This window comes from Streptococcus sp. 4094 (assembly GCF_013277125.1).
Taxonomy (GTDB): domain Bacteria; phylum Bacillota; class Bacilli; order Lactobacillales; family Streptococcaceae; genus Streptococcus.
Map to the genome: position 1 here is coordinate 49,171 of NZ_VMMI01000033.1, position 22,247 is coordinate 71,417.

General features: G+C 40.3%; 24 protein-coding genes. 18 read left to right on the top strand and 6 right to left on the bottom strand.

Annotation, left to right across the window (positions count from 1 at the left end; all coding sequences use genetic code 11):
- Window positions 1–292 precede the first annotated feature (292 nt).
- Window positions 293–1,924 (bottom strand): Na/Pi cotransporter family protein, encoded by a 1,632-nt coding sequence (locus tag HT721_RS07570; RefSeq protein WP_173229511.1) that lies wholly within the window; start codon window positions 1,922–1,924, stop codon window positions 293–295.
- A 239-nt stretch (window positions 1,925–2,163) separates the two neighbouring features.
- On the opposite strand from HT721_RS07570, the gene HT721_RS07575 reads away from it, so the two are divergent.
- The 13 genes from HT721_RS07575 (at window position 2,164) to dnaJ (ending at window position 13,911) form a co-directional block, all read left to right on the top strand.
- Window positions 2,164–3,360, top strand: coding sequence for a phosphoglycerate kinase (locus HT721_RS07575; RefSeq protein WP_173214337.1), 1,197 nt, complete (start codon window positions 2,164–2,166; stop codon window positions 3,358–3,360).
- 131 nt (window positions 3,361–3,491) lie between these two features.
- Window positions 3,492–3,653: a hypothetical protein gene (locus HT721_RS07580; protein WP_173229513.1), complete on the top strand. Its 162-nt coding sequence runs from the start codon at window positions 3,492–3,494 to the stop codon at window positions 3,651–3,653.
- A 135-nt stretch (window positions 3,654–3,788) separates the two neighbouring features.
- The gene (locus HT721_RS07585) at window positions 3,789–4,316 is read left to right on the top strand and encodes an aromatic acid exporter family protein (RefSeq protein ID WP_000119914.1); all 528 of its coding nucleotides are present in this window, start codon (window positions 3,789–3,791) and stop codon (window positions 4,314–4,316) included.
- Window positions 4,317–4,392: 76 nt separating this feature from the next.
- Window positions 4,393–4,749 carry a transcriptional repressor GlnR gene (glnR, locus tag HT721_RS07590; protein ID WP_000659547.1) on the top strand — a complete coding sequence of 119 codons (357 nt, stop codon included), beginning with the start codon at window positions 4,393–4,395 and terminating at the stop codon, window positions 4,747–4,749.
- Between the two features lie 36 nt (window positions 4,750–4,785).
- A complete protein-coding gene (gene glnA / locus HT721_RS07595) occupies window positions 4,786–6,132 on the top strand; it encodes a type I glutamate--ammonia ligase (RefSeq protein ID WP_173214338.1) in 1,347 nt (448 codons plus the stop codon).
- A 120-nt stretch (window positions 6,133–6,252) separates the two neighbouring features.
- Window positions 6,253–6,573, top strand: coding sequence for a PadR family transcriptional regulator (locus HT721_RS07600; protein ID WP_049510185.1), 321 nt, complete (start codon window positions 6,253–6,255; stop codon window positions 6,571–6,573).
- Window positions 6,573–7,148, top strand: a complete 576-nt coding sequence (locus HT721_RS11395) for a DUF2812 domain-containing protein (protein ID WP_173214433.1) — start codon at window positions 6,573–6,575, stop codon at window positions 7,146–7,148. Before HT721_RS07600 ends, HT721_RS11395 begins: the two co-directional genes overlap by 1 nt.
- 34 nt (window positions 7,149–7,182) lie before the next feature.
- Window positions 7,183–7,695, top strand: a complete 513-nt coding sequence (locus tag HT721_RS07610; protein WP_173214339.1) for a DUF2812 domain-containing protein — start codon at window positions 7,183–7,185, stop codon at window positions 7,693–7,695.
- A gap of 159 nt (window positions 7,696–7,854) precedes the next feature.
- Window positions 7,855–8,889: a heat-inducible transcriptional repressor HrcA gene (gene hrcA, locus HT721_RS07615; RefSeq protein ID WP_173214435.1), complete on the top strand. Its 1,035-nt coding sequence runs from the start codon at window positions 7,855–7,857 to the stop codon at window positions 8,887–8,889.
- Between the two features lie 26 nt (window positions 8,890–8,915).
- Complete coding sequence (gene grpE, locus HT721_RS07620; RefSeq protein ID WP_000046038.1) at window positions 8,916–9,440, top strand: nucleotide exchange factor GrpE; 525 nt, start codon at window positions 8,916–8,918, stop codon at window positions 9,438–9,440.
- Between the two features lie 259 nt (window positions 9,441–9,699).
- Window positions 9,700–11,523, top strand: a complete 1,824-nt coding sequence (gene dnaK / locus HT721_RS07625) for a molecular chaperone DnaK (RefSeq protein ID WP_000034661.1) — start codon at window positions 9,700–9,702, stop codon at window positions 11,521–11,523.
- A gap of 419 nt (window positions 11,524–11,942) precedes the next feature.
- Entirely contained in the window at window positions 11,943–12,575 is a 633-nt protein-coding gene (locus HT721_RS07630) for a DJ-1/PfpI family protein (RefSeq protein ID WP_173214340.1), read from the top strand.
- A 199-nt stretch (window positions 12,576–12,774) separates the two neighbouring features.
- Complete coding sequence (dnaJ, locus tag HT721_RS07635; protein ID WP_173214342.1) at window positions 12,775–13,911, top strand: molecular chaperone DnaJ; 1,137 nt, start codon at window positions 12,775–12,777, stop codon at window positions 13,909–13,911.
- 393 nt (window positions 13,912–14,304) lie between these two features.
- On the opposite strand, the gene HT721_RS07640 is transcribed toward dnaJ, so the two are convergent.
- The gene (locus tag HT721_RS07640) at window positions 14,305–14,592 is read right to left on the bottom strand and encodes a hypothetical protein (RefSeq protein ID WP_049487998.1); all 288 of its coding nucleotides are present in this window, start codon (window positions 14,590–14,592) and stop codon (window positions 14,305–14,307) included.
- Between the two features lie 9 nt (window positions 14,593–14,601).
- Window positions 14,602–15,012 carry an HIT family protein gene (locus HT721_RS07645; protein WP_173214343.1) on the bottom strand — a complete coding sequence of 137 codons (411 nt, stop codon included), beginning with the start codon at window positions 15,010–15,012 and terminating at the stop codon, window positions 14,602–14,604.
- A gap of 67 nt (window positions 15,013–15,079) precedes the next feature.
- Between HT721_RS07645 and HT721_RS07650 the strand changes: the two genes are divergently transcribed.
- Together HT721_RS07650 and HT721_RS07655 are read left to right on the top strand one after the other, a co-directional pair.
- A complete protein-coding gene (locus HT721_RS07650) occupies window positions 15,080–15,811 on the top strand; it encodes an ABC transporter ATP-binding protein (protein ID WP_049511542.1) in 732 nt (243 codons plus the stop codon).
- Complete coding sequence (locus tag HT721_RS07655) at window positions 15,808–16,857, top strand: ABC transporter permease (RefSeq protein ID WP_173214344.1); 1,050 nt, start codon at window positions 15,808–15,810, stop codon at window positions 16,855–16,857. Before HT721_RS07650 ends, HT721_RS07655 begins: the two co-directional genes overlap by 4 nt.
- 62 nt (window positions 16,858–16,919) lie before the next feature.
- Here HT721_RS07655 and HT721_RS07660 read toward each other — a convergent pair whose 3' ends face one another.
- Window positions 16,920–17,249 (bottom strand): hypothetical protein, encoded by a 330-nt coding sequence (locus tag HT721_RS07660; protein WP_004257513.1) that lies wholly within the window; start codon window positions 17,247–17,249, stop codon window positions 16,920–16,922.
- 295 nt (window positions 17,250–17,544) lie between these two features.
- Here HT721_RS07660 and HT721_RS07665 point away from each other — a divergent pair, with 295 nt between their 5' ends.
- The 3 genes from HT721_RS07665 to HT721_RS07675 all read left to right on the top strand — a co-directional run bounded on the left by HT721_RS07665 (window position 17,545) and on the right by HT721_RS07675 (window position 20,071).
- The gene (locus tag HT721_RS07665; protein WP_173214345.1) at window positions 17,545–18,282 is read left to right on the top strand and encodes a LytTR family DNA-binding domain-containing protein; all 738 of its coding nucleotides are present in this window, start codon (window positions 17,545–17,547) and stop codon (window positions 18,280–18,282) included.
- Window positions 18,283–18,295: 13 nt separating this feature from the next.
- Window positions 18,296–19,645 (top strand): sensor histidine kinase, encoded by a 1,350-nt coding sequence (locus HT721_RS07670; protein WP_173214346.1) that lies wholly within the window; start codon window positions 18,296–18,298, stop codon window positions 19,643–19,645.
- Between the two features lie 69 nt (window positions 19,646–19,714).
- Window positions 19,715–20,071, top strand: coding sequence for a hypothetical protein (locus HT721_RS07675; protein ID WP_173229514.1), 357 nt, complete (start codon window positions 19,715–19,717; stop codon window positions 20,069–20,071).
- A gap of 436 nt (window positions 20,072–20,507) precedes the next feature.
- Here HT721_RS07675 and HT721_RS07680 read toward each other — a convergent pair whose 3' ends face one another.
- Window positions 20,508–21,656 (bottom strand): site-specific integrase, encoded by a 1,149-nt coding sequence (locus HT721_RS07680; protein ID WP_055314763.1) that lies wholly within the window; start codon window positions 21,654–21,656, stop codon window positions 20,508–20,510.
- A gap of 175 nt (window positions 21,657–21,831) precedes the next feature.
- Complete coding sequence (locus HT721_RS07685) at window positions 21,832–22,239, bottom strand: DUF4429 domain-containing protein (protein WP_173229516.1); 408 nt, start codon at window positions 22,237–22,239, stop codon at window positions 21,832–21,834.
- Between the last annotated feature and the right edge of the window lie 8 nt (window positions 22,240–22,247).

The window sequence follows — 22,247 nt, forward strand, 5'->3', positions numbered from 1 at the left end:
CTCTGTGTGTACCTGCTACCCTTGAAATCAATAGCGACTCCCTCTTGCCCTGTGCTAGTGAATGGATTTATCAGTATATTGAAATGAAATAAAATCTGAACAAATTAAATTCGGAAAGCCAAATCAATTTATAGAAATATTTTAGCAGTCAAGGTGTACTGTTATAGATTCAATACACTATACTTTTTTAACTTAATCCACTATATCTGCAGAATACTCTTTCAGTTTCATTCAGCCTAGTCTTGCTTAGGAAAAGCAAAAAGCCATCCCATTCAGGATAGCTTTTTGGTTCTTAGATTTGTTCTGCAAAAACCTTTTCAGCAAGGTTCATAGCGTGGTCTGATACACGAGTGTAGTGTGAGATGATATCGATAAAGTTTACCCCGGCTTGTGTTGAACATTCGCCTTTGTTGAGGCGTTTGATGTGAGTTTTTCTGAGAACACGTTCTATCTTATTGATTGCTTCATGGCGTTCTACAAGACTGCGTGCTTTTTCAATATCATTGTTTTCCACACTATCCAGAGCATCTTTGATAAAGTCACTAGTTTGACGGTAAACTTCCTCTAATTCTTTCAAGGCGGCATCAGAAAATTCAACATTTTTCCGTTGAAGATAGTCAGTCAGATTGAGTAGAGCCTCCGCGTGGTCTCCAATCCGTTCCAAATCACGGGAGGAATCAAGGATATTGGTGAGCACTTCACTTTCTTTTTGGCTGAGAGCTTCGCTTGAAAGGGCAATGAGATAACGTGTTAATTGCTCATCGATGGTGTTAATTGCTTCTTCGGTTTTATGCCCTTTTTCAGCAACTTTTTCATCCAAGTCAATGATATACTTATAGGAAAGGTCAAAGGCTTTGGCAGCGTAGTTTCCTAAGTGCAAGAGCTCTTTCTTAGCATTTCCGAGAGCGATAGATGGGGCTTGTTTGATGAAGTGTTCATCAAGATATAAGGGTTCGTATTTGACAACCTCGTCCTCTCCAGGAATAATCTTGGTTACAAAGTAAGCCAAAGCTCCGATAAATGGAAATTGGACAATGGTATTGGTAATATTAAAGGTTCCGTGAGCAAAGGCGATGGTCATTTCCGGTGCTAGATTTAGCGTAGATTCAAACCAATGAATCAAGCCAGTGAAAGGTACAAGGAAGACAATACAGATAACCGTACCAATCACGTTAAAGGCGACATGGGCACCAGCAACACGTTTGGCGGCGATATTGGCTCCAAGAGAAGCAATAATAGCTGTAATGGTCGTCCCGATATTGTCACCAAATAGAACTGGCAAAGCTCCTTGCAGGTCAATGAGATTGCTGGCGTAGAGGTTTTGTAAAATCCCGATGGTAGCCGAGGAAGCTTGAATCAGTAAGGTCAAGCCGGTACCGACAAAGACACCCAAAACAGGATTCTTACTTAGCTCAATCATATAGTCTTTAAAGACCTGTAAATCTTTGAGTGGAGCCATTGCACCGCTCATGAGATTGAGGGCAAAAAAGATACCACCGACACCAAAGAGGATGCGTCCGATATTATTGACTGTTCGATTTTTTGTAAAGAAGAGGCAGACAGCACCGATAAAGAGCATAGGCAGGGCATAGTCACCTAGTTTAAATCCAATAAGAAAGGATGTGACAGTTGTCCCAATATTAGCCCCCATGACAATCCCGATAGCCTGACGTAAGGTTAGGAGACCGGCACTGACCAGGCCGACTGTAATGACTGTTACACCAGAACTAGACTGAATGAGAGCAGTCATCCCAATACCAACCAGAACTCCAAAGAAAGGATTACTAGTATATTTGTCAATGTAAAAACGAAGGCGATCTCCAGCAGCTTGTTGCAAACCGTCTCCCATGGTCTTGATACTATATAAGAATAGTCCCAGACCACCTAAAAAGTGAAATAAAATTTCCTGCCAATTAATGGACATTTCTTTTTCCTCCGAAAAATAATCGCGGAATATCTCCTATTCTATTTTAAAGGATAAAAGTAAATCTAACAAGTGTTAAGCTAAGATTTTAGAAAGAAAATTCGTGAGAAAAAGCAAAAATAATATACTCTAGCATGTCACAAAGATTAAATATCGAAAAATCTTGTGAAATCTTTCCTTATATTTCCAAAGTGTGATATAATAGTTTCGAATAAAATAAATAAAGGGGTTTTTGTAACATGGCAAAACTTACTGTTAAAGACGTTGACTTGAAAGGTAAAAAAGTCCTCGTTCGTGTTGACTTCAACGTACCATTGAAAGATGGCGTAATCACTAACGACAACCGTATCACAGCAGCTCTTCCAACTATTAAGTACATCATCGAACAAGGTGGACGTGCAATTCTTTTCTCTCACCTTGGACGTGTGAAAGAAGAAGCTGATAAAGCTGGTAAATCACTTGCTCCTGTAGCAGCAGACTTGGCAGCAAAACTTGGTCAAGATGTTGTGTTCCCAGGTGTTACTCGTGGTGCTGAATTGGAAGCAGCTATCAACGCTCTTGAAGATGGACAAGTTCTTTTGGTTGAAAACACTCGTTACGAAGATGTTGAAGGCAAGAAAGAATCTAAAAACGATCCTGAACTTGGTAAATACTGGGCATCACTTGGAGATGGTATCTTCGTAAACGATGCATTCGGTACAGCTCATCGTGCACACGCATCTAACGTTGGTATCTCAGCAAACGTTGAAAAAGCAGTTGCTGGTTTCCTTCTTGAAAACGAAATTGCCTACATCCAAGAAGCAGTTGAAACTCCAGAACGTCCATTCGTAGCCATTCTTGGTGGTTCAAAAGTTTCAGACAAGATCGGTGTTATCGAAAACTTGCTTGAAAAAGCTGATAAAGTCCTTATCGGTGGTGGTATGACTTACACATTCTACAAAGCACAAGGTATCGAAATCGGTAACTCACTTGTAGAAGAAGACAAATTGGATGTTGCGAAAGCTCTTCTTGAAAAAGCAAATGGTAAATTGATCTTGCCAGTTGACTCAAAAGAAGCTAACGCATTTGCTGGCTACACTGAAGTGCGTGACACTGAAGGTGAAGCAGTTTCTGAAGGCTTCCTTGGTCTTGACATTGGTCCAAAATCTATCGCTAAATTTGACGAAGCTTTGACTGGTGCCAAAACAGTTGTATGGAACGGACCTATGGGTGTATTTGAAAACCCAGACTTCCAAGCTGGAACAATCGGTGTGATGGACGCTATCGTGAAACAACCAGGCGTTAAATCAATCATCGGTGGTGGTGACTCAGCTGCCGCAGCGATCAACCTTGGTCGTGCAGACAAGTTCTCATGGATCTCTACGGGCGGAGGTGCTTCAATGGAACTTCTCGAAGGTAAAGTATTGCCAGGTTTGGCTGCACTTACAGAAAAATAATTTCAGCCCGTTAGTCTCTACAAAATCCTGATTTTGTAGAAAAAGGAACAAAACTGAAACGTTAACAAAAAGGTGGCTATGTCACCTTTTTGTGTTAGTGGAGGTATTTGTGACGCGGTGGTGGGGCATCAATGGAGCTTCTTGAAGGTAATACTCTTCGAAAATCTCTTCAAACCACGTCAACGTCGCCTTGTCGTACTCAAGTACAGCCTGCGGCTAGTTTCCTAGTTTGCTCTTTGATTTTCATTGAGTATAAAGTGCTTCCAGGACTTGCAGCCTTGACAGAAAAATAAGATTAACTAAATGAATCAAAGAAGAGAGGGATGAAAGTTCCTCTTTTCTTTTGCTTAAAATAAAAACGCTTCCTCTCAACTATTACTCATAAAAATCACCGATTTATGATAAAATGGAAATAGAAAGTTGAGATTATGAGTTATTTTAAAAAATATAAATTCGATAAATCCCAGTTTAAACTTGGTATGCGAACCTTTAAAACAGGTATTGCTGTTTTTCTAGTTCTCTTGATTTTTGGCTTTTTTGGCTGGAAAGGTCTTCAAATCGGTGCTTTGACAGCCGTTTTTAGCCTGAGGGAGAGTTTTGATAAGAGTGTCCATTTTGGGACTTCGCGTATTCTAGGAAATAGTATCGGTGGCCTCTATGCCTTGGTTTTCTTCCTAATAAATAGTTTTTTCCACGAAGCCTTTTGGGTGACCTTGGTAGTTGTTCCAATCTGCACCATGTTAACCATTATGACAAATGTAGCCATGAATAACAAAGCAGGGGTTATTGGTGGTGTAGCGGCTATGTTAATCATTACCCTATCGATTCCGAGTGGAGAGACAATTTTGTACGTATTTGCGCGTGTATCAGAAACGTTCATGGGAGTTTTTGTCGCAATTCTCGTAAATTACGATATTGATCGTATTCGACTCTTTTTAGAGAAAAAAGAAAAATAATGTTATATTTTATAACATTATCAATTGACGTTTGTCTTTTTTTAGACTATAATAGACAGAAAGAAGGAAATTGTAAATGAAGGAAAAAGAATTTCGCCGAAATATGGCTGTTTTTCCTATCGGCAGTGTTATGAAGTTGACCGATCTATCGGCGCGTCAGATTCGTTATTATGAAGATCAAGAGTTGATTAAGCCTGATCGAAACGAAGGGAACCGTCGCATGTATTCCTTGAATGACATGGATCGTCTGCTTGAAATCAAAGATTATATCTCTGAAGGTTATAATATCGCTGCCATTAAGAAAAAATATGCTGAACGTGAAGCGAAATCCAAGAAAGCGGTGAGTCAGACTGAGGTGCGCCGTGCACTTCACAATGAACTCCTCCAACAGGGTCGCTTTGCTTCAGTACAGTCACCTTTTGGTCGCGGTTAGGCAACCGCAAGTAGTCATACATTAAGGAGAAAACTCATGCCAATCACAGCTGCAGATATTCGTCGTGAAGTCGAGGAAAAAAATGTTACCTTTATTCGTCTCATGTTTTCAGATATTTTGGGAACCATGAAAAACGTCGAAATTCCTGCTACAGATGAACAATTAGATAAGGTCTTGTCAAATAAGGCTATGTTTGATGGATCTTCTATTGAAGGTTTTGTACGTATCAATGAGTCAGATATGTACTTGTACCCAGACTTGGATACATGGACAGTCTTCCCTTGGGGAGATGAAAATGGAAGTGTTGCAGGTTTGATCTGTGATGTCTATACAACAGAAGGTGAACCATTTGCAGGTGACCCTCGTGGCAATTTGAAGCGTGCTCTTCGTCACATGGAAGAAGTAGGATTCAAATCCTTCAACCTTGGTCCAGAGCCAGAATTCTTCCTATTTAAGTTGGATGAAAATGGAGATCCAACACTTGAAGTGAATGACAAGGGTGGCTACTTTGATTTGGCGCCTACTGACCTTGCGGACAATACACGTCGTGAGATTGTGAATGTCTTGACCAAAATGGGATTTGAAGTAGAAGCGAGTCACCACGAGGTTGCGGTTGGACAACATGAGATTGACTTCAAGTACGATGAAGTTCTCCGTGCTTGTGATAAGATTCAAATCTTTAAACTTGTTGTTAAAACCATTGCTCGCAAACACGGACTTTACGCAACCTTTATGGCCAAACCAAAATTTGGTATTGCCGGATCAGGTATGCACTGTAATATGTCCTTGTTTGATACAGAAGGAAATAACGCCTTCTTTGATCCAAATGATCCAAAAGGAATGCAGTTGTCAGAAACGGCCTACCATTTCCTTGGCGGATTGATTAAGCATGCCTACAACTATACTGCCATCATGAATCCAACGGTTAACTCATACAAACGTTTGGTTCCAGGTTATGAAGCGCCTGTTTACATTGCTTGGGCTGGTCGTAACCGTTCGCCACTTGTGCGCGTGCCTGCTTCACGTGGTATGGGAACTCGTCTTGAGTTGCGTTCAGTGGATCCGATGGCAAACCCATACATCGCTATGGCGGTTCTTTTGGAAGTTGGTTTGCATGGTATTGAAAATAAAATCGAAGCGCCAGCTCCTATCGAAGAAAATATCTACATCATGACAGCAGAAGAGCGTAAGGAAGCTGGTATTACAGACCTTCCATCAACTCTTCACAACGCTTTGAAAGCTCTGACTGAAGATGAAGTTGTCAGAGCAGCTCTGGGAGAACATATCTATACTAGTTTCCTTGAAGCCAAGCGAATCGAATGGGCAAGTTATGCAACCTTCGTTTCACAATGGGAAATTGATAATTATTTAGACCTTTACTAATACTAATATAGAAGAAAGATTGCCTGAGGGCGGTCTTTTTTTCTTGTATTTTATATCGAGGTGTGATATATTTTATATAACGAAGTGCGATATATCGAATTTAATAGGAGGTGAATGCAAATGGAATTAACGGATAAGATTCGTCGAGTTTATCTTCCGATGACGGAAACGGGTTTTTATATCTTGTTCTGTCTGCAAAAGGAAGGTCATGGTTATAGTATTACGCAAAAGGTCAAGGAGATGACAGATTCTCAAGTTTCGATTAGTCCTGGGACTATGTATGGAACCTTGTCAAAAATGGAAAAGGATGGTTTGATTTCCTTTGTCCGTGAAGAGGAAAAACGGAAAATCTATCAGATTACAGACTTGGGACGAAAAGTCTTAGATATTGAATTGAAGCGTATTGAACGGCTCTATAGAAACAGTCTGGAGGAAAGATGATGGAAAAGAAGGTTGTTTATAGAATTGCTACCATTGCGGATTATGATAGAGAGGCATTATATCTTAGAAAAATGCATGCTGAGGGCTGGAAACTCAAAGAAGTAACCTATTCTAACTTAGTAGTTGCAGTTAAGTATACCTTTGAAAAGTGTCAGCCTGAGCAGGTATCATATCAGTTGGACTTTTATCCTATGAAAAAATCAGATAGAGCCTCCTATTTACAATTATTTAAAGACTGTGGCTGGGAGCATATTACAGACTTTAATGGGTTTTCCTACTTTAGAAAGCTTCGTTCTGGAATTGAGTCGGATGCCGAGTTTGAAATTTATAATGACGCGGCCGGGAAGTTAGCTATGGTCAAACGGATTTTAACGAGGCGGATGCTTCCTATTTTGCTTCTCTTTTTAGCTCTACTACCGATTTTTTCAAAGTTTGTCAGTGGAGTTAGTTCTTTCAGTTGGGCATTGTTTTTAATTTTCATAATAGATGGTGTTTTATTAATAGTTTTTGCGATTCAGATTTCTTATATTCTTTGCAGATTGAGTCAAAAGTGGAAAGAATTATCTAATAAATAACACCAGGCATGTTTTCTAATTTTGGGGTAAGATAATGAAAAATAAACTACAATTTCGAATTTTCACCATTGTTGATTTGGATAAGGAAGAAGATTATTTACATGAGATGCACTTGAAAGGTTGGAGATATAGAACTAGTCGTTTTGGTTTGTTCTATTTTGACCAATGTCAACCAGACGATGTCATCTACTGTATCTATGATTCTAGGTTTCTTAAAAAATATAAGCATGAACTGCAAGATTTTAGAAATAGAGGTTGGGAATTGATAGAAACAGGTTTTTGTTCGATTCTTCGTAAATCGGCTTCTGATATACTTTCAGAGGATCAAGTCTATATGAGTAAGAATCTCAGGTGGGAAGTTATGCGATCTAGACTTCGTTCCTGTACAGCTACTTTCTTAGGTGGTTTGGTTGTTTGTATGAGTTTATTTAAAGAAGAACTTTCTATGTCTTTCTTCGTTATTTTTCTTTTATATGCTCTCTTGATTTCCTATCTAATCTATGGTTTTTTAAGACTTAAAAGGAAATACCAAGTAGATGAACAGTAATTTTCTAGGTCTTCAGACCGATTTTTAGCACTCTTGATAAAAGAGTGCTAATTTTTGAGTTTTTATCTTGACATTCTCTTCTAAGGGTGTATAATAGAATCATAAGTTAGCACTTAAGTGTATCGAGTGCTAATTGATCAGACAGAGAGGAGTGATGAGGTGGTTACAGGGCGTCAGCAGGATATTTTAAATCTCATTATTGACATCTTTACCAAAACGCACGAACCTGTCGGATCCAAAGCCTTGCAAGAGTCTATTAACTCTAGCAGCGCAACCATTCGTAATGACATGGCGGCTCTAGAAAAGCAAGGTTTGCTTGAAAAGGCTCATACATCAAGTGGTAGGATGCCAAGTGTTGCTGGTTTTCAGTACTATGTGAAACACTCACTGGATTTTGACCGACTGGCTGAAAATGAGGTTTATGAGATTGTCAAAGCCTTTGATCAGGAATTCTTCAAATTGGAGGATATTCTGCAAGAGGCTGCTAACCTGCTGACAGACTTGAGTGGCTGTACGGTAGTATCACTGGATGTTGAGCCGAGCAGGCAACGTTTGACAGCCTTTGATATCGTTGTTTTGGGGCAACATACAGCCTTGGCAGTATTTACCCTAGACGAGTCACGAACGGTTACCAGTCAGTTTCTGATTCCAAGGAACTTTTTGCAGGAGGATTTGCTGAAACTGAAGAGCATCATTCAGGAACGTTTCCTCGGCCACACCGTTCTAGATATTCACTACAAGATTCGGACGGAGATTCCTCAGATTATCCAGCGTTACTTCACAACGACGGATAATGTTATCGATCTCTTTGAACACATTTTTAAGGAAATGTTCAACGAAAACATTGTGGTGGCGGGCAAGGTTAATCTCTTGAATTTTGCTAATCTGGCAGCTTATCAATTCTTTGACCAACCGCAAAAGGTGGCCCTGGAGATTCGTGAGGGGTTGCATGAGGATCAGATGCAAAACGTCCGTGTTGCAGACAGTCAAGAGTCCTGTCTAGCTGACCTAGCGGTGATTAGTAGCAAGTTCCTCATTCCTTATCGGGGAGTTGGAATTCTAGCCATTATCGGTCCTGTTAATCTGGATTACCAACAGCTAATCAACCAAGTCAATGTGGTCAACCGTGTTTTGACCATGAAGTTGACAGATTTTTACCGCTACCTCAGCAGTAATCATTACGAAGTACATTAAGATTGAAATCATTAAAGGAGGCGAAAATGGCCCAAGATATAAAAAATGAAGAAGTAGAAGAAGTCCAAGAAGAGGAAGTTGTGGAAACGGTAGAAGAAACAACTCCTGAGAAGTCTGAATTGGACTTGGCAAATGAACGTGCAGATGAGTTCGAAAATAAATACCTTCGCGCTCATGCAGAAATGCAAAACATTCAACGCCGTGCCAATGAAGAGCGTCAAAACTTGCAACGTTATCGTAGCCAGGATTTGGCAAAAGCGATTCTCCCTTCTTTGGATAACCTTGAACGTGCACTCGCAGTTGAAGGTTTGACAGATGATGTGAAGAAGGGCTTGGAAATGGTGCAAGAAAGCTTGATTCACGCTTTGAAAGAAGAAGGAATCGAAGAAATCGCAGCTGACGGCGAATTTGACCATAACTATCATATGGCCATCCAAACTCTCCCAGCAGACGATGAACACCCAGCAGATACCATCGCCCAAGTCTTCCAAAAAGGCTACAAACTCCATGACCGCATCCTACGCCCAGCAATGGTGGTTGTTTATAACTAGGCTAGATAGCTTGAAAAAACTTGTCCGAAACGACACTAAACTATGAAGAAAGATAAGAGGCAAGCCGGAGGCTTGCAAGGAAGATATTGCCCGCCGTGGTGAAAGTTTCAGTAGCTTTTGCTACTGAAATAGGGGATTTTTGAGACAATAGGCTCAAAAATAAGTGATGAAATCCCGTAGGGAGTTGCTCACGTCCCCACCACTTAAGGGGAATATCAAAAAATCAAAATTCGAATATAAAATTTAAGGAGAAAAACACATGTCTAAAATTATCGGTATTGACTTAGGTACAACAAACTCAGCAGTTGCAGTTCTTGAAGGAACTGAAAGCAAAATCATCGCAAACCCAGAAGGAAACCGCACAACTCCATCTGTAGTCTCATTCAAAAACGGCGAAATCATCGTTGGTGATGCTGCAAAACGTCAAGCAGTTACAAATCCAGATACAGTTATCTCTATCAAATCTAAGATGGGAACTTCTGAAAAAGTTTCTGCAAATGGAAAAGAATACACTCCACAAGAAATCTCAGCTATGATTCTTCAATACTTGAAAGGCTACGCTGAAGACTACCTTGGTGAAAAAGTAACCAAAGCAGTTATCACAGTTCCAGCTTACTTTAACGATGCTCAACGTCAAGCAACAAAAGACGCTGGTAAAATCGCTGGTCTTGAAGTAGAACGTATCGTCAACGAACCAACAGCAGCAGCCCTTGCTTACGGTTTGGACAAGACTGACAAAGAAGAAAAAATCTTGGTATTTGACCTTGGTGGTGGTACATTTGACGTCTCTATCCTTGAATTGGGTGACGGTGTCTTCGATGTATTGTCAACTGCAGGGGACAACAAACTTGGTGGTGATGACTTTGACCAAAAAATCATCGACCACTTAGTAGCAGAATTCAAGAAAGAAAACGGTATTGACTTGTCTACTGACAAGATGGCAATGCAACGTTTGAAAGATGCGGCTGAAAAAGCGAAGAAAGACCTTTCTGGTGTAACTTCAACTCAAATCAGCTTGCCATTTATCACTGCTGGTGAAGCTGGACCTCTTCACTTGGAAATGACCTTGACTCGTGCGAAATTTGACGATTTGACTCGTGACCTTGTAGAACGTACAAAAGTTCCAGTTCGTCAAGCCCTTTCAGATGCAGGTTTGAGTTTGTCAGAAATCGACGAAGTCATCCTTGTTGGTGGTTCAACTCGTATCCCAGCCGTTGTAGAAGCAGTTAAAGCTGAAACTGGTAAAGAACCAAACAAATCAGTAAACCCTGATGAAGTTGTTGCCATGGGTGCTGCGATCCAAGGTGGTGTCATTACTGGTGATGTTAAAGACGTTGTCCTTCTTGATGTAACACCATTGTCACTTGGTATCGAAACAATGGGTGGTGTCTTCACAAAACTTATCGATCGCAACACTACAATCCCAACATCTAAATCACAAGTCTTCTCAACTGCAGCAGACAACCAACCAGCCGTTGATATCCACGTTCTTCAAGGTGAACGCCCAATGGCAGCAGATAACAAGACTCTTGGACGCTTCCAATTGACAGATATCCCAGCTGCACCTCGTGGAATTCCTCAAATTGAAGTAACATTTGACATTGACAAGAACGGTATCGTGTCTGTTAAGGCCAAAGACCTTGGAACTCAAAAAGAACAAACTATTGTTATCCAATCTAACTCAGGTTTGACTGACGAAGAAATCGACCGCATGATGAAAGATGCAGAAGCAAACGCTGAAGCAGATAAGAAACGTAAAGAAGAAGTTGACCTTCGTAACGAAGTAGACCAAGCGATCTTTGCGACTGAAAAGACAATCAAGGAAACTGAAGGCAAAGGATTCGACGCAGAACGTGACGCTGCCCAAGCTGCCCTTGATGACCTTAAGAAAGCTCAAGAAGACAACAACTTGGACGATATGAAAGCAAAACTTGAAGCATTGAATGAAAAAGCTCAAGGCCTTGCTGTTAAACTCTACGAACAAGCCGCAGCAGCCCAACAAGCTCAAGCAGGAGCAGAAGGCGCACAAGCAACAGGAAACGCAGGCGATGACGTCGTAGACGGAGAGTTTACGGAAAAATAAGATGCAAAGCCCGTTAAAACCTCACAGTGAAAATAGGAAATCTGACGCAGAAACTTTAGTTTCTAGAAAGATTTGTCTTTTTCACCAAGAGGTTAGGGCGTGCTCGATTCGGTAAGATGTTGAGGCGTTAAGAAAACGAAAGAAAAATAGGAAGCCATCGCCTTGTGCGATGCACAAAAGATGGCTTATCTTTTTTCCGAAGTTTTTAGCCGAAACTCAGTTAAGCCTAACTCGTTAAGAATGACAAATGGCTAAAGAGTTTGTCATTCGACTGCAATCGCTATGGCGACTTGCCTAAACGCCTTACTAGTTCAAAAACAAAGTATAATCGACTTTGTTTTTGAACGTTGTAATGATAGGAAGAAATCCAGAGGTTGCAACCCAGCCTCTGTTTTTCGATAAAATAGAGGGTGTAGCTTATGAAAAAAGTACTTTGTGTCATTTATCCTAATTTTTCTCTTTATGAGATAACTACTTTAACGAGTACTTTAGCTCTGTCTTTTGATATCACGATTGATTATGTAGCTTCTGAGAATTCGATGGTGGTCTCTGAGGATGGTTTGCCCTGTCAACCGACGAAAACATTGGATCAAATCCGTATAGAAGATTATTCTTGTGTGATTTTGCCAGGAATGGTAAATATAGGTCCTGCTATACAAGATGAGAAATTGATCTCGTTTTTGAGAAGTCTTGATGAGCAAGATATCCTAATTGCAGCCATTTCTTCAGCGCCCCTTTTATTGGCGAAAGCAGGCTTGTTGAACAACACGAAATTTACAGGTGGAATTTGGCAAAACTTCTTTGACTATTTTGAATTTCTGCCACGTGAGAATTTCCAACCGAAAGTTCTTGTACAAGATAAACAAATCATTACGGCTATCGGTTTTGCACATCAAGAGTTTGCAAGAAAAGTGATTTTCGGTTTAGGGTTGGCGGAGAATACGGACAACTATTTTAAAGAACAGAACGGGTATGCTGAAGAGGATTTGATATTTACTCTATCAGATGAAGAGTTTGATCAAGTGAAGCAGAGTATAGAAAACAGCCTCTAAAGATTTATATGAAAATTATAGAAAGGAACAAGGAGTGTTCGAGTAATTGAACACGGGTTCCAGAATTTCTTACTCAATATAACAGAAAGGAATTGAACCCGACCTAAATTCTCGGAAAAAAGATAAATCTGCCTAGGAGCATCGCCCCGGCGTCAGATTTCCTATTTTTCAGTCGAATTTTACGGTCTTGGTATCTTGTATGAACAATACTGAATTTTATGATCGTCTGGGGGTGTCAAAAAACGCTTCGGCAGACGAGATCAAAAAGGCTTATCGTAAGCTTTCGAAAAAATATCACCCAGATATCAATAAGGAGCCTGGTGCTGAGGAAAAATACAAGGAAGTTCAGGAAGCCTATGAGACTTTGAGTGACGACCAAAAACGGGCTGCCTATGACCAATATGGTGCTGCGGGTGCCAATGGCGGTTTTGGTGGTGCTGGCGGTTTCGGCGGTTTCGACGGGGCAGGTGGCTTCGGTGGTTTTGAGGATATTTTCTCAAGTTTCTTTGGCGGAGGCGGTGCTTCACGCAATCCAAATGCTCCTCGTCAAGGGAATGACCTCCAGTATCGTGTGAATTTGACCTTTGAAGAAGCTATTTTTGGAGCTGAAAAAGAGGTTAAGTACAATCGCGAAGCAAGCTGTAGTACATGTAATGGCTCTGGTGCTAAGCCAGGAACAAGTCCAGTTACTTGTGGACGCTGTCATGGCGCTGGTGTCATTAACGTCGATACGCAGACTCCGCTTGGTATGATGCGTCGCCAAGTAACCTGTGATGTCTGTCATGGTCGCGGAAAAGAAATCAAAGATCCATGTACAACTTGTCACGGAACAGGTCATGAAAAACAAGCCCATAGTGTACATGTAAAAATCCCTGCTGGTGTGGAAACCGGCCAACAAATTCGCCTAGCAGGCCAAGGTGAAGCAGGCTTTAACGGTGGACCTTATGGTGACTTGTATGTAGTGGTTTCTGTGGAAGCTAGCGACAAGTTTGAACGTGAAGGAACTACTATCTTCTATAATCTCAACCTCAACTTTGTCCAAGCGGCTCTTGGTGATACAGTAGATATCCCAACTGTTCACGGTGATGTTGAATTGGTTATCCCAGAGGGAACTCAGACTGGTAAGAAATTCCGTCTACGTGGCAAGGGAGCTCCTAGCCTTCGTGGTGGTGCAGTTGGTGACCAATACGTTACTGTTAATGTCGTAACACCGACAGGCTTGAACGACCGTCAAAAAGCAGCGCTGAAAGAATTCGCAGCTGCTGGTGATTTAAAAGTCAATCCAAAGAAAAAAGGCTTCTTTGACCATATTAAAGATGCCTTTGATGGAGAATAAAGTAAAAAGAGCCGACTGGCTCTTTTTGCTTGTAGATTTTTAAGACTTTCCTTAAGTAATGATGGACGGTAGTGACCTTCTTCGAAGTTACATACCTAAACTTTGAACCTAGGTCTCAAAGTTTCTGGACGCCTGAAACCAAGCTGTTTCAGGTATTTTCATTACGGCGGAAAGTCTGGGGAAGTATTCGATTTATACTCAATGAAAATCAAAGAGCAAACTAGGAAACTAGCCGCAGGCTGTACTTGAGTACGGCAAGGCGACGTTGACACGGTTTGAATTTGATTTTCGAAGAGTATTAGTTGTGAAATGGTGTATGAGTTTTCTAAATTATGATGTATAGTTGATGGAATATAACTTGTTTACCTTTTAGAAAAGAGCCGTCGGGCTCTTTTACTTATCTTCAGTTTCCTGTGTTTCTTTGATCACAGCTAGTCTAGTCTGGATATCCTTTTCCAAGACTTTAAACTTGTAAGTCAGGTCTTCTTGGTATTCCTTGATGAGTTCTTTTTGTTGGTCAATGATTTGCAGGCTGTTTTGGATAATATCCACATCATCCTTGATAGCTTGAACGCGGTCAGTAGTGTTCAAGACTTCATCTGTGATAGTTTGGCGATTTTTTGTGACCAGATAACTTCCGGCTGCAGCTCCTGCAAATAGCAATAGGTTGGATAATTTCATGGCAACTCCTTAGGCATTTTTGATGGTTTCAGCGATTTGAGCAAGTTTGTCAAAGTCTGGTTCGTGGGCGATAAAATCAATCTTGAGGTCATCGTCCGCACTGTAGCGAGGCACGAGGTGAACGTGGGTATGAAAGACTGTTTGACCAGCGATTTCTTCACAGTTAGTAATGATATTCATACCAGTAGCCTTGGTAGCTTTCATGACTTTTTGAGCTACTTTTGGTACTTGGGCAAAGAGTTGGCTGGCGCTAGTAGCGTCCATTTCCAAAAGATTGCGATAGTGCTTTTTGGGTACGACCAAGGTGTGTCCTGGTGTCACTTGAGAGATATCAAGAAAGGCAAGAACCTGCTCATCTTCATATACTTTTGAAGCAGGAATTTCCCCTGCGATGATTTTACAAAAAATGCAATCTGACATAAAATCTACCTCTACTGTATTGAATTTTGATATAATATAGCTACATTATACCAGATTTGGAGAAAATATGTTAGAAATTAAAAACCTGACAGGTGGCTATGTCCATATCCCTGTCTTGAAAGATGTGTCTTTTACTGTTGAAAGTGGGCAGCTGGTCGGTCTGATTGGTCTCAATGGTGCTGGAAAATCAACGACAATCAATGAGATTATCGGTCTGTTGACACCTTATAGTGGTTCTATCAATATCAATGGCTTGACCCTGCAAGAAGATGCAACGAGCTACCGCAAGCAAATTGGCTACATTCCTGAGACACCTAGTCTGTATGAGGAATTGACCCTCAGAGAGCATATCGAAACGGTTGCCATGGCTTATGGTATTGAGCAGAAAGTGGCTTTTGAGCGAGTAGAGCCCTTGTTAAAAATGTTCCGTCTGGACCAGAAATTAGACTGGTTTCCTGTTCATTTTTCAAAAGGGATGAAGCAGAAAGTCATGATTATCTGTGCTTTTGTGGTGGATCCGAGTCTTTTCATCGTGGATGAGCCATTCCTTGGTCTCGATCCGTTGGCGATTGCGGACTTGATTCAGCTTTTGGAAGTGGAAAAGCAAAAGGGCAAATCCATTCTCATGAGTACACACGTGCTGGATTCGGCGGAGAAGATGTGTGATGCTTTTGTCATTCTTCATAAGGGAGAGGTGCGTGCCAAGGGAAATCTCCTGCAACTGCGCGAAGCCTTTGACATGCCTGAGGCTAGTTTGAATGATATTTACTTGGCTCTGACCAAAGAGGAGGAGCTATGAAAGACTTGTTTTTAAAGAGAAAGCAGGCTTTTCGTAAGGAGTGTGTCGGTTATCTGCGCTATGTTCTCAATGACCACTTTGTCTTGTTCCTGCTTGTTCTGCTGGGCTTTCTAGCCTACCAGTACAGTCAACTCTTACAACATTTTCCTGAAAATCATTTGCCTATCCTTTTATTTGTAGGAATTACGTCTGTTTTACTTTTGCTTTGGGGTGGAATTGCCACTTATATGGAGGCTCCAGACAAGCTCTTTCTCTTAGTTGGAGAAGAGGAAATCAAACTCCATCTCAAGCGTCAAACTGGCATTTCCCTAGTCTTTTGGCTCTTTGTCCAGACCCTTTTCTTGCTGTTATTTGCGCCTTTATTTTTGGCAATGGGTTATGGCTTGCCTGTTTTTCTGGTCTATGTGCTTTTATTGGGAGTAGGTAAATATTTCCTCTTTCGTCAAAAGGTTAGTAAATTTTTCACTGAAACTGGACTGGACTGGGACTATGTCATTTCCCAAGAAAGCAAGCGCAAACAAGTCTTGCTTCGTTTCTTTGCCCTCTTTACGCAGGTCAAGGGAATTTCAAACAGCGTCAAGCGTCGTGCCTATCTGGACTTTATCCTAAAGGCTGTTCAGAAGGTGCCTGGGAAGATTTGGCAAAATCTCTATCTGCGATCTTATTTGCGAAATGGAGACCTCTTTGCGCTCAGTCTCCGTCTGCTCTTGCTTTCCATACTGGCGCAGGTCTTTATCGAGCAAGCTTGGATTGCGACAGCAGTGGTAGTGCTCTTTAACTACCTCTTGCTCTTTCAGTTGCTGGCTCTCTACCATGCCTTTGACTACCAGTATTTGACCCAACTCTTTCCGCTGGACAAGGGGCAAAAGGAAAAAGGCTTGCAGGCGGTAGTCCGAGGATTGACCAGTTTTGTTTTACTTGTGGAATTAGTTGTTGGGTTGATTACCTTTCAAGAAAAACTAGCTCTTTTAGCCTTGCTGGTTGCTGGTTTGGTTTTACTAGTCTTGTACTTACCTTATCAAGTAAAACGTCAGATGCAGGACTAACATTGCTTATATGATATTAAAAAAGAAGTTGAGTTCAGTTTGTCTCAGCTTCTTTTTAGTTGCTACAGGATAATGGTTGGCCCGTAGAGACTCAACTTGGTCTTGACCTGGTCAAAGTGGAAGCGGTCATATGCCCGCCAAGCAGCGCGAGTAGGAGCATCTGGATTGAGAGCGCTGAGTCCCATGAGAAGACTGGAAGTCTGGTAAAATTTTTCCAGTTCAATCAAGACTCGATTATCCACTGTCTCAGCCTTGGCTAGAAAGCCAAGAATAGAGTTTAATTGCTCCTGAAAGCGGACGTCGTCAGCGGTTGCCTGTTTGCATGCTTGATAGGCTTTGTTTAAGTCAGTAATCAAAGTCTGAGCTCTTTTGATGGGGTCTGTATCTGTCATGAGAATTCCTCCTTTAATCTGGGTGCTAGTCTTGGTTCTAGCAACTGTGTTTTGATACTGTCAGTCTATCACTTTTATCTTCTTTTTCACCATCAAATCTTTAATTGCCCTTGAAATTTCCTGAATGGTACTGTTAAGATTTTATGATAAAATAGTGGTAAGATTATCATGCTTATTTGAGGAACAAGCTACCCTTCAGGAGCGTTAAAGGCCTGTTTAGGATTTGGTAGGCTTGTATCATAGTATTTTTGCTATTCTCTTTTTAGGAAGAAATCGAAACAAGGAGAGTAAGAAGATGAGAATATTTGTTTTAGAAGATGATTTTTCCCAACAGACTAGGATTGAAACGACGATTGAGAAACTTTTGAAGGAACATCATATCACTCCGAGTTCTTTTGAAGTTTTTGGTAAGCCAGCTCAACTGCTGGCAGAGGTGTATGAGAAGGGAGCCCATCAGCTATTCTTTTTGGACATTGAGATTCGAAATGAGGAGATGAAGGGTCTGGAAGTGGCTAGAAAGATTCGGGATCGGGATCCTTATGCCCTCATCGTCTTTGTGACGACTCACTCAGAGTTTATGCCCCTGTCTTTTCGCTACCAAGTGTCTGCTTTGGACTACATTGACAAGGCCTTGTCGGCAGAGGAATTTGAATCTCGGATTGAGACAGCCCTCCTCTATGCCAATAGTCAAGATAGTAAAAGTCTGGCGGAAGATTGCTTTTACTTTAAATCAAAATTTGCCCAATTCCAGTATCCTTTTAAAGAGGTTTACTATCTCGAAACGTCGCCCAGAGCCCATCGTGTTATTCTCTATACTAAAACGGATAGGCTGGAATTTACAGCGAGTTTAGAGGAGGTTTTCAAGCAGGAACCCCGTCTCTTGCAGTGCCATCGCTCTTTTCTGATCAATCCTGCCAATGTGGTTCGTTTGGATAAGAAAGAAAAACTTCTTTACTTTCCCAATGGTGGAAGCTGTATGATCGCGCGTTATAAGGTCAGGGAAGTGTCTGAAGCTATCAATAACTTACATTGAGTGAGGTGCTGGAATGGAATTAGTTTGGAAGATAGTATATGTGTTTTTGATATCTGGATTGGAATTGTTTATATTTTTTAAGGTGGATGGAATTGTTCTAACTCTGGAGAGAGTTTTTAAGTCCTTTCTTTTTAAGCTGCTTTTAGCAGTTGTTTTTGTAACGATTAGCTATATAGTAGGAAATACTTACCTATCTTATTTTATGGAACCCTTGTACGGCATTGGTTTATCTTTATTACTGTTAAGAGGACTTCCTAAAAAACTCCTTTTCTTTTATGGTCTCTTTCCAATGATATTGGTGAATCTCTTTTATAGAGGTATTTCTTATTTTGTGCTTCCATTTTTAGGGCAAGGGCATGTGTATGATGACCGCTCTTTTATTTGGTTATGTATAAAAATTTTCATTTGCTTTATTTCTCTAGCCTTTTTGAAATGGTTAGACTATGATTTTACTAGTTTGAGAAAGGAGATTCCCGATAAAGATTTTCAAAAGTCCCTGACTAAGATTAACTGGATAATGGGGGCTTACTATCTAGTGATGCAAAGTCTGTCTTATTTTGAATATGTACAAGGTATACAATCAACGACTGTTCGCCATTTCATTCTGGTATTTTATCTACTCTTTTTTATGGGGGTTATCAAGAAATTAGATACCTATTTGAAGGAAAAACTTCAGGAGAAACTGAACCAAGAACAGACCTTGCGCTATAGAGATATGGAACGCTATAGTCGGCATATAGAGGAACTTTACAAGGAAGTACGGAGCTTTCGGCATGATTATAGCAACCTCTTGACTAGTTTACGTCTGGGCATTGAAGAGGAGGATATGGAGCAGATAAAAGAGGTTTACGACTCTGTTTTAAAGGATTCCAGTGAAAAATTGCAGGACAACAAATATGACCTGGGCAGATTAGTGAATATTCGTGATAAAGCCCTCAAAAGTCTCCTAGCAGGAAAGTTTTTAAAAGCTAGAGATAAGAAGATTATCTTTAATGTCGAAGTTCCTGAGGAGATTCAGGTAGAGGGGATGAGCTTGCTTGATTTTCTAACCATTGTGTCTATCCTTTGTGACAATGCTATTGAAGCCAGTGTAGAGGCCAGTCAACCTCATGTTTCAATTGCCTTTTTAAAAAATGGAGAACAGGAGACCTTTATCATTGAAAACTCCATCAAAGAAGAGAGCATCGATATTTCGGAGATTTTTTCTTTTGGAGCAAGTTCTAAAGGGGAGGAGAGAGGAGTTGGTCTCTATACCGTCATGAAAATTGTGGAAAGCCATCCCAATACCAGTCTAAATACCACCTGTCAAAATCAAGTCTTTCGTCAGGTTTTAACGATTCACTTGATGTCGGTTGATGATTAGAAGATTTATGAAGCAGAAGTACTGTATGCAGTTATCAATTAAAATACTATAGTATGTGAGGTATCCTATATGAATAAGAAATCCTATTTTGTCATCTGTTCTGCGTTGATCATAGCATCGAATCTTCTCATGATTTCTGTGGTGAACAAGGGAGAAGAAACGGGGAGCAATCTGTTTGTGATTGCTATAGCCTGTGTTATGTTACCGTCATTCTTATATGCGGTTGAGAACCGAATGGCTTCTTTAATTCGAACAGGGTCAGTAGCTTTACTCTTATTGACAGTATTGTCTTTAGTCCGTATTGTCAACAGAATAGAGAGGACGCCTGAAATCCTCAACATTATCATTACCCTCCTGGTTTTGGCAGGTGGGACAGCCTGTATCCTAGTTGCAATCATGAGAATCTATCAGAACAGACGAAAGTAAGGGTGAATAGTTTTCGATTATTGTTAAATTCCCATAGGGCAAGTATGTTGTTCATGCTTGCTTTTTAAATTTGTTAACAATTCAAGATGTTTTGATGACCATTTATGATTTGGATGGAAAATTTTAAAAAATAGTAGTATACTAACCTTATTAAGGTTGCAATAGGACGAAAGTAAAAAGAGGAATTCCTCGTGAATGCAAAAACAATGTTACAATTGGCTATTATGGTTGTTTAAAGACTTGAGCTTGTGTACTTGGAGGTAATTATGGATTTCATAATAATCTCCCTTAACTCCACCTAATCAGGTGGAGTTTTTTGGCTCTATTTCAGGCTTTTTGGGACTATTCTAAAAATCATTTTTCGATATTTTTCGGTATTTTTCGGATTTTGGTCGGGGAATTGGCGGGGAATTTTTGAGATTTTGGCGGGGATTTTTTAGCGAATATGACTAAGAAATAGGTCTGTTGTCGCTTCAGCAAGTTCGTCCTCTACTTGATTGTAACGATCGGTCATATAAACCTTTGTATGCCCCAGCGCCTGGCTTAATTGTTCAAGCGGAACTCCTGCAATAATGCTTTGAGTCGTGAAGAAGTGGCGCATCATGTGAGGTGTTACATGCAATCCTGTTGCTTCATTCACTAGATTGAAGTTTCTATTCAGCTGGTTTGGATTGATGAGACCACCTTTCTCGTTGATAGTTATATAATCCTTGTGCTGTTCCTTGATAATTCCTAACTTTCGCTTAATCTTAGAAGCTTCAGCTATCAGATAATAGATAAGGTCTGTTCCGATATCATCAAGGCAGACATATCGCTCTGAATCTTTCGTTTTAAGTCCTCCTTTCCCTTTCAAGGTCTGATTGCTTCGACTATCTCTAAGATGTAGTATAGCCCGTCCGCTGTCGTTCTGAGTGACATCCATAGGGCGCAATCCAAAGACTTCTCCTCTTCTCAATCCAAAAATTGTTAGATAGGTAAGAGCGTAGAACTGTTTTGGCATAATTTCTTCTGCCTTTGCTATCCAAGTCTTGAACTCTTTGAGAGTCACTTTCTTGTTAGCAGCAGGGATATTACTTTGGCCGATGAAGACACCTTTCAAGCGATTTGAGAGCATATTCCCATTCTTCACGGCATCATTCAGCAATGCCATGAAACTTGAGTTGAGAGTTTGAACAGTGTATCTGGTATGGTTCTGCAATTTTTCAGCGATAAAGAGTTCATACTCATTTCTATCCAAATTTTTAAGCTGGATAGAACCAAATTTGGGTTTGATATGATTCTTATAGAGATTATCATTGAGGTAGTAGGAAGTGTCATTCCAGCGCCCTGTTGACAATCTCTTTTCAGAATAGATATCCCAATACTGATCAAGAGTTAGATTAGTATTGATACCTAATTCTTGGTCTTGGATTTGTTGCTCAATCTCTGCCAAGGCTGCACGAGCTTGAGGGAGAGTTGTGAAACCACTTTTACTTTTTTCTCTTTTTTTACCTCGGAAGAAAAAAGAACGTCTGACATAGTAACGCTTGCCTTTAGCAGTCTCATAGTAATAGATATTTGGGTATTTTGTTTTATTATATTTCATTGTATTCTCCTTGTTTATCGGCTTCTGGACAAGGTCTAAACATTGAGAATATTGACATCACCCCTTTCATGGTGTAAAATAGGGTATAGAAAAGAGGCCTTTTTAATGGCTGATTTTTTATAAGGGTGAGCTTCACAATCAAACTTTGGCGAGGGCGATTGTGGGGCTTTTTTTGTTATTTCTTGACTTTATCTTTTAAAGCTTTCTCTATGGCTTTCTTCAATTCCAAAATAGATGCTTTTTCATCTTTGGTAAAGGTTACGGTGTTTTCATCTTTTACGGCATCAAACACACCACCTTTTGTATCAGAAGAACCAGGGTAAACAAGTTGAAGATAGCCAACAGTTGAGCCAGGTTCTTTCAATTGGTATGCTGTAATCTCAGAGAGGAGAATTGACTTTTCGCCATCAAGACCATGAAGAAGAACATTAGATACATTTGACTTTCTTGCAATCCTGATAAAATAATCATCGATTCTTACAACAGTTTTTGATTTTTTAAACTCAAAAATTCGTTCATTAGGTTCCTCTGTAAAAAGTTCGATTTCTAAAACTTCATTTTGTTTTTTACCAAATAACGCCATAATATTTC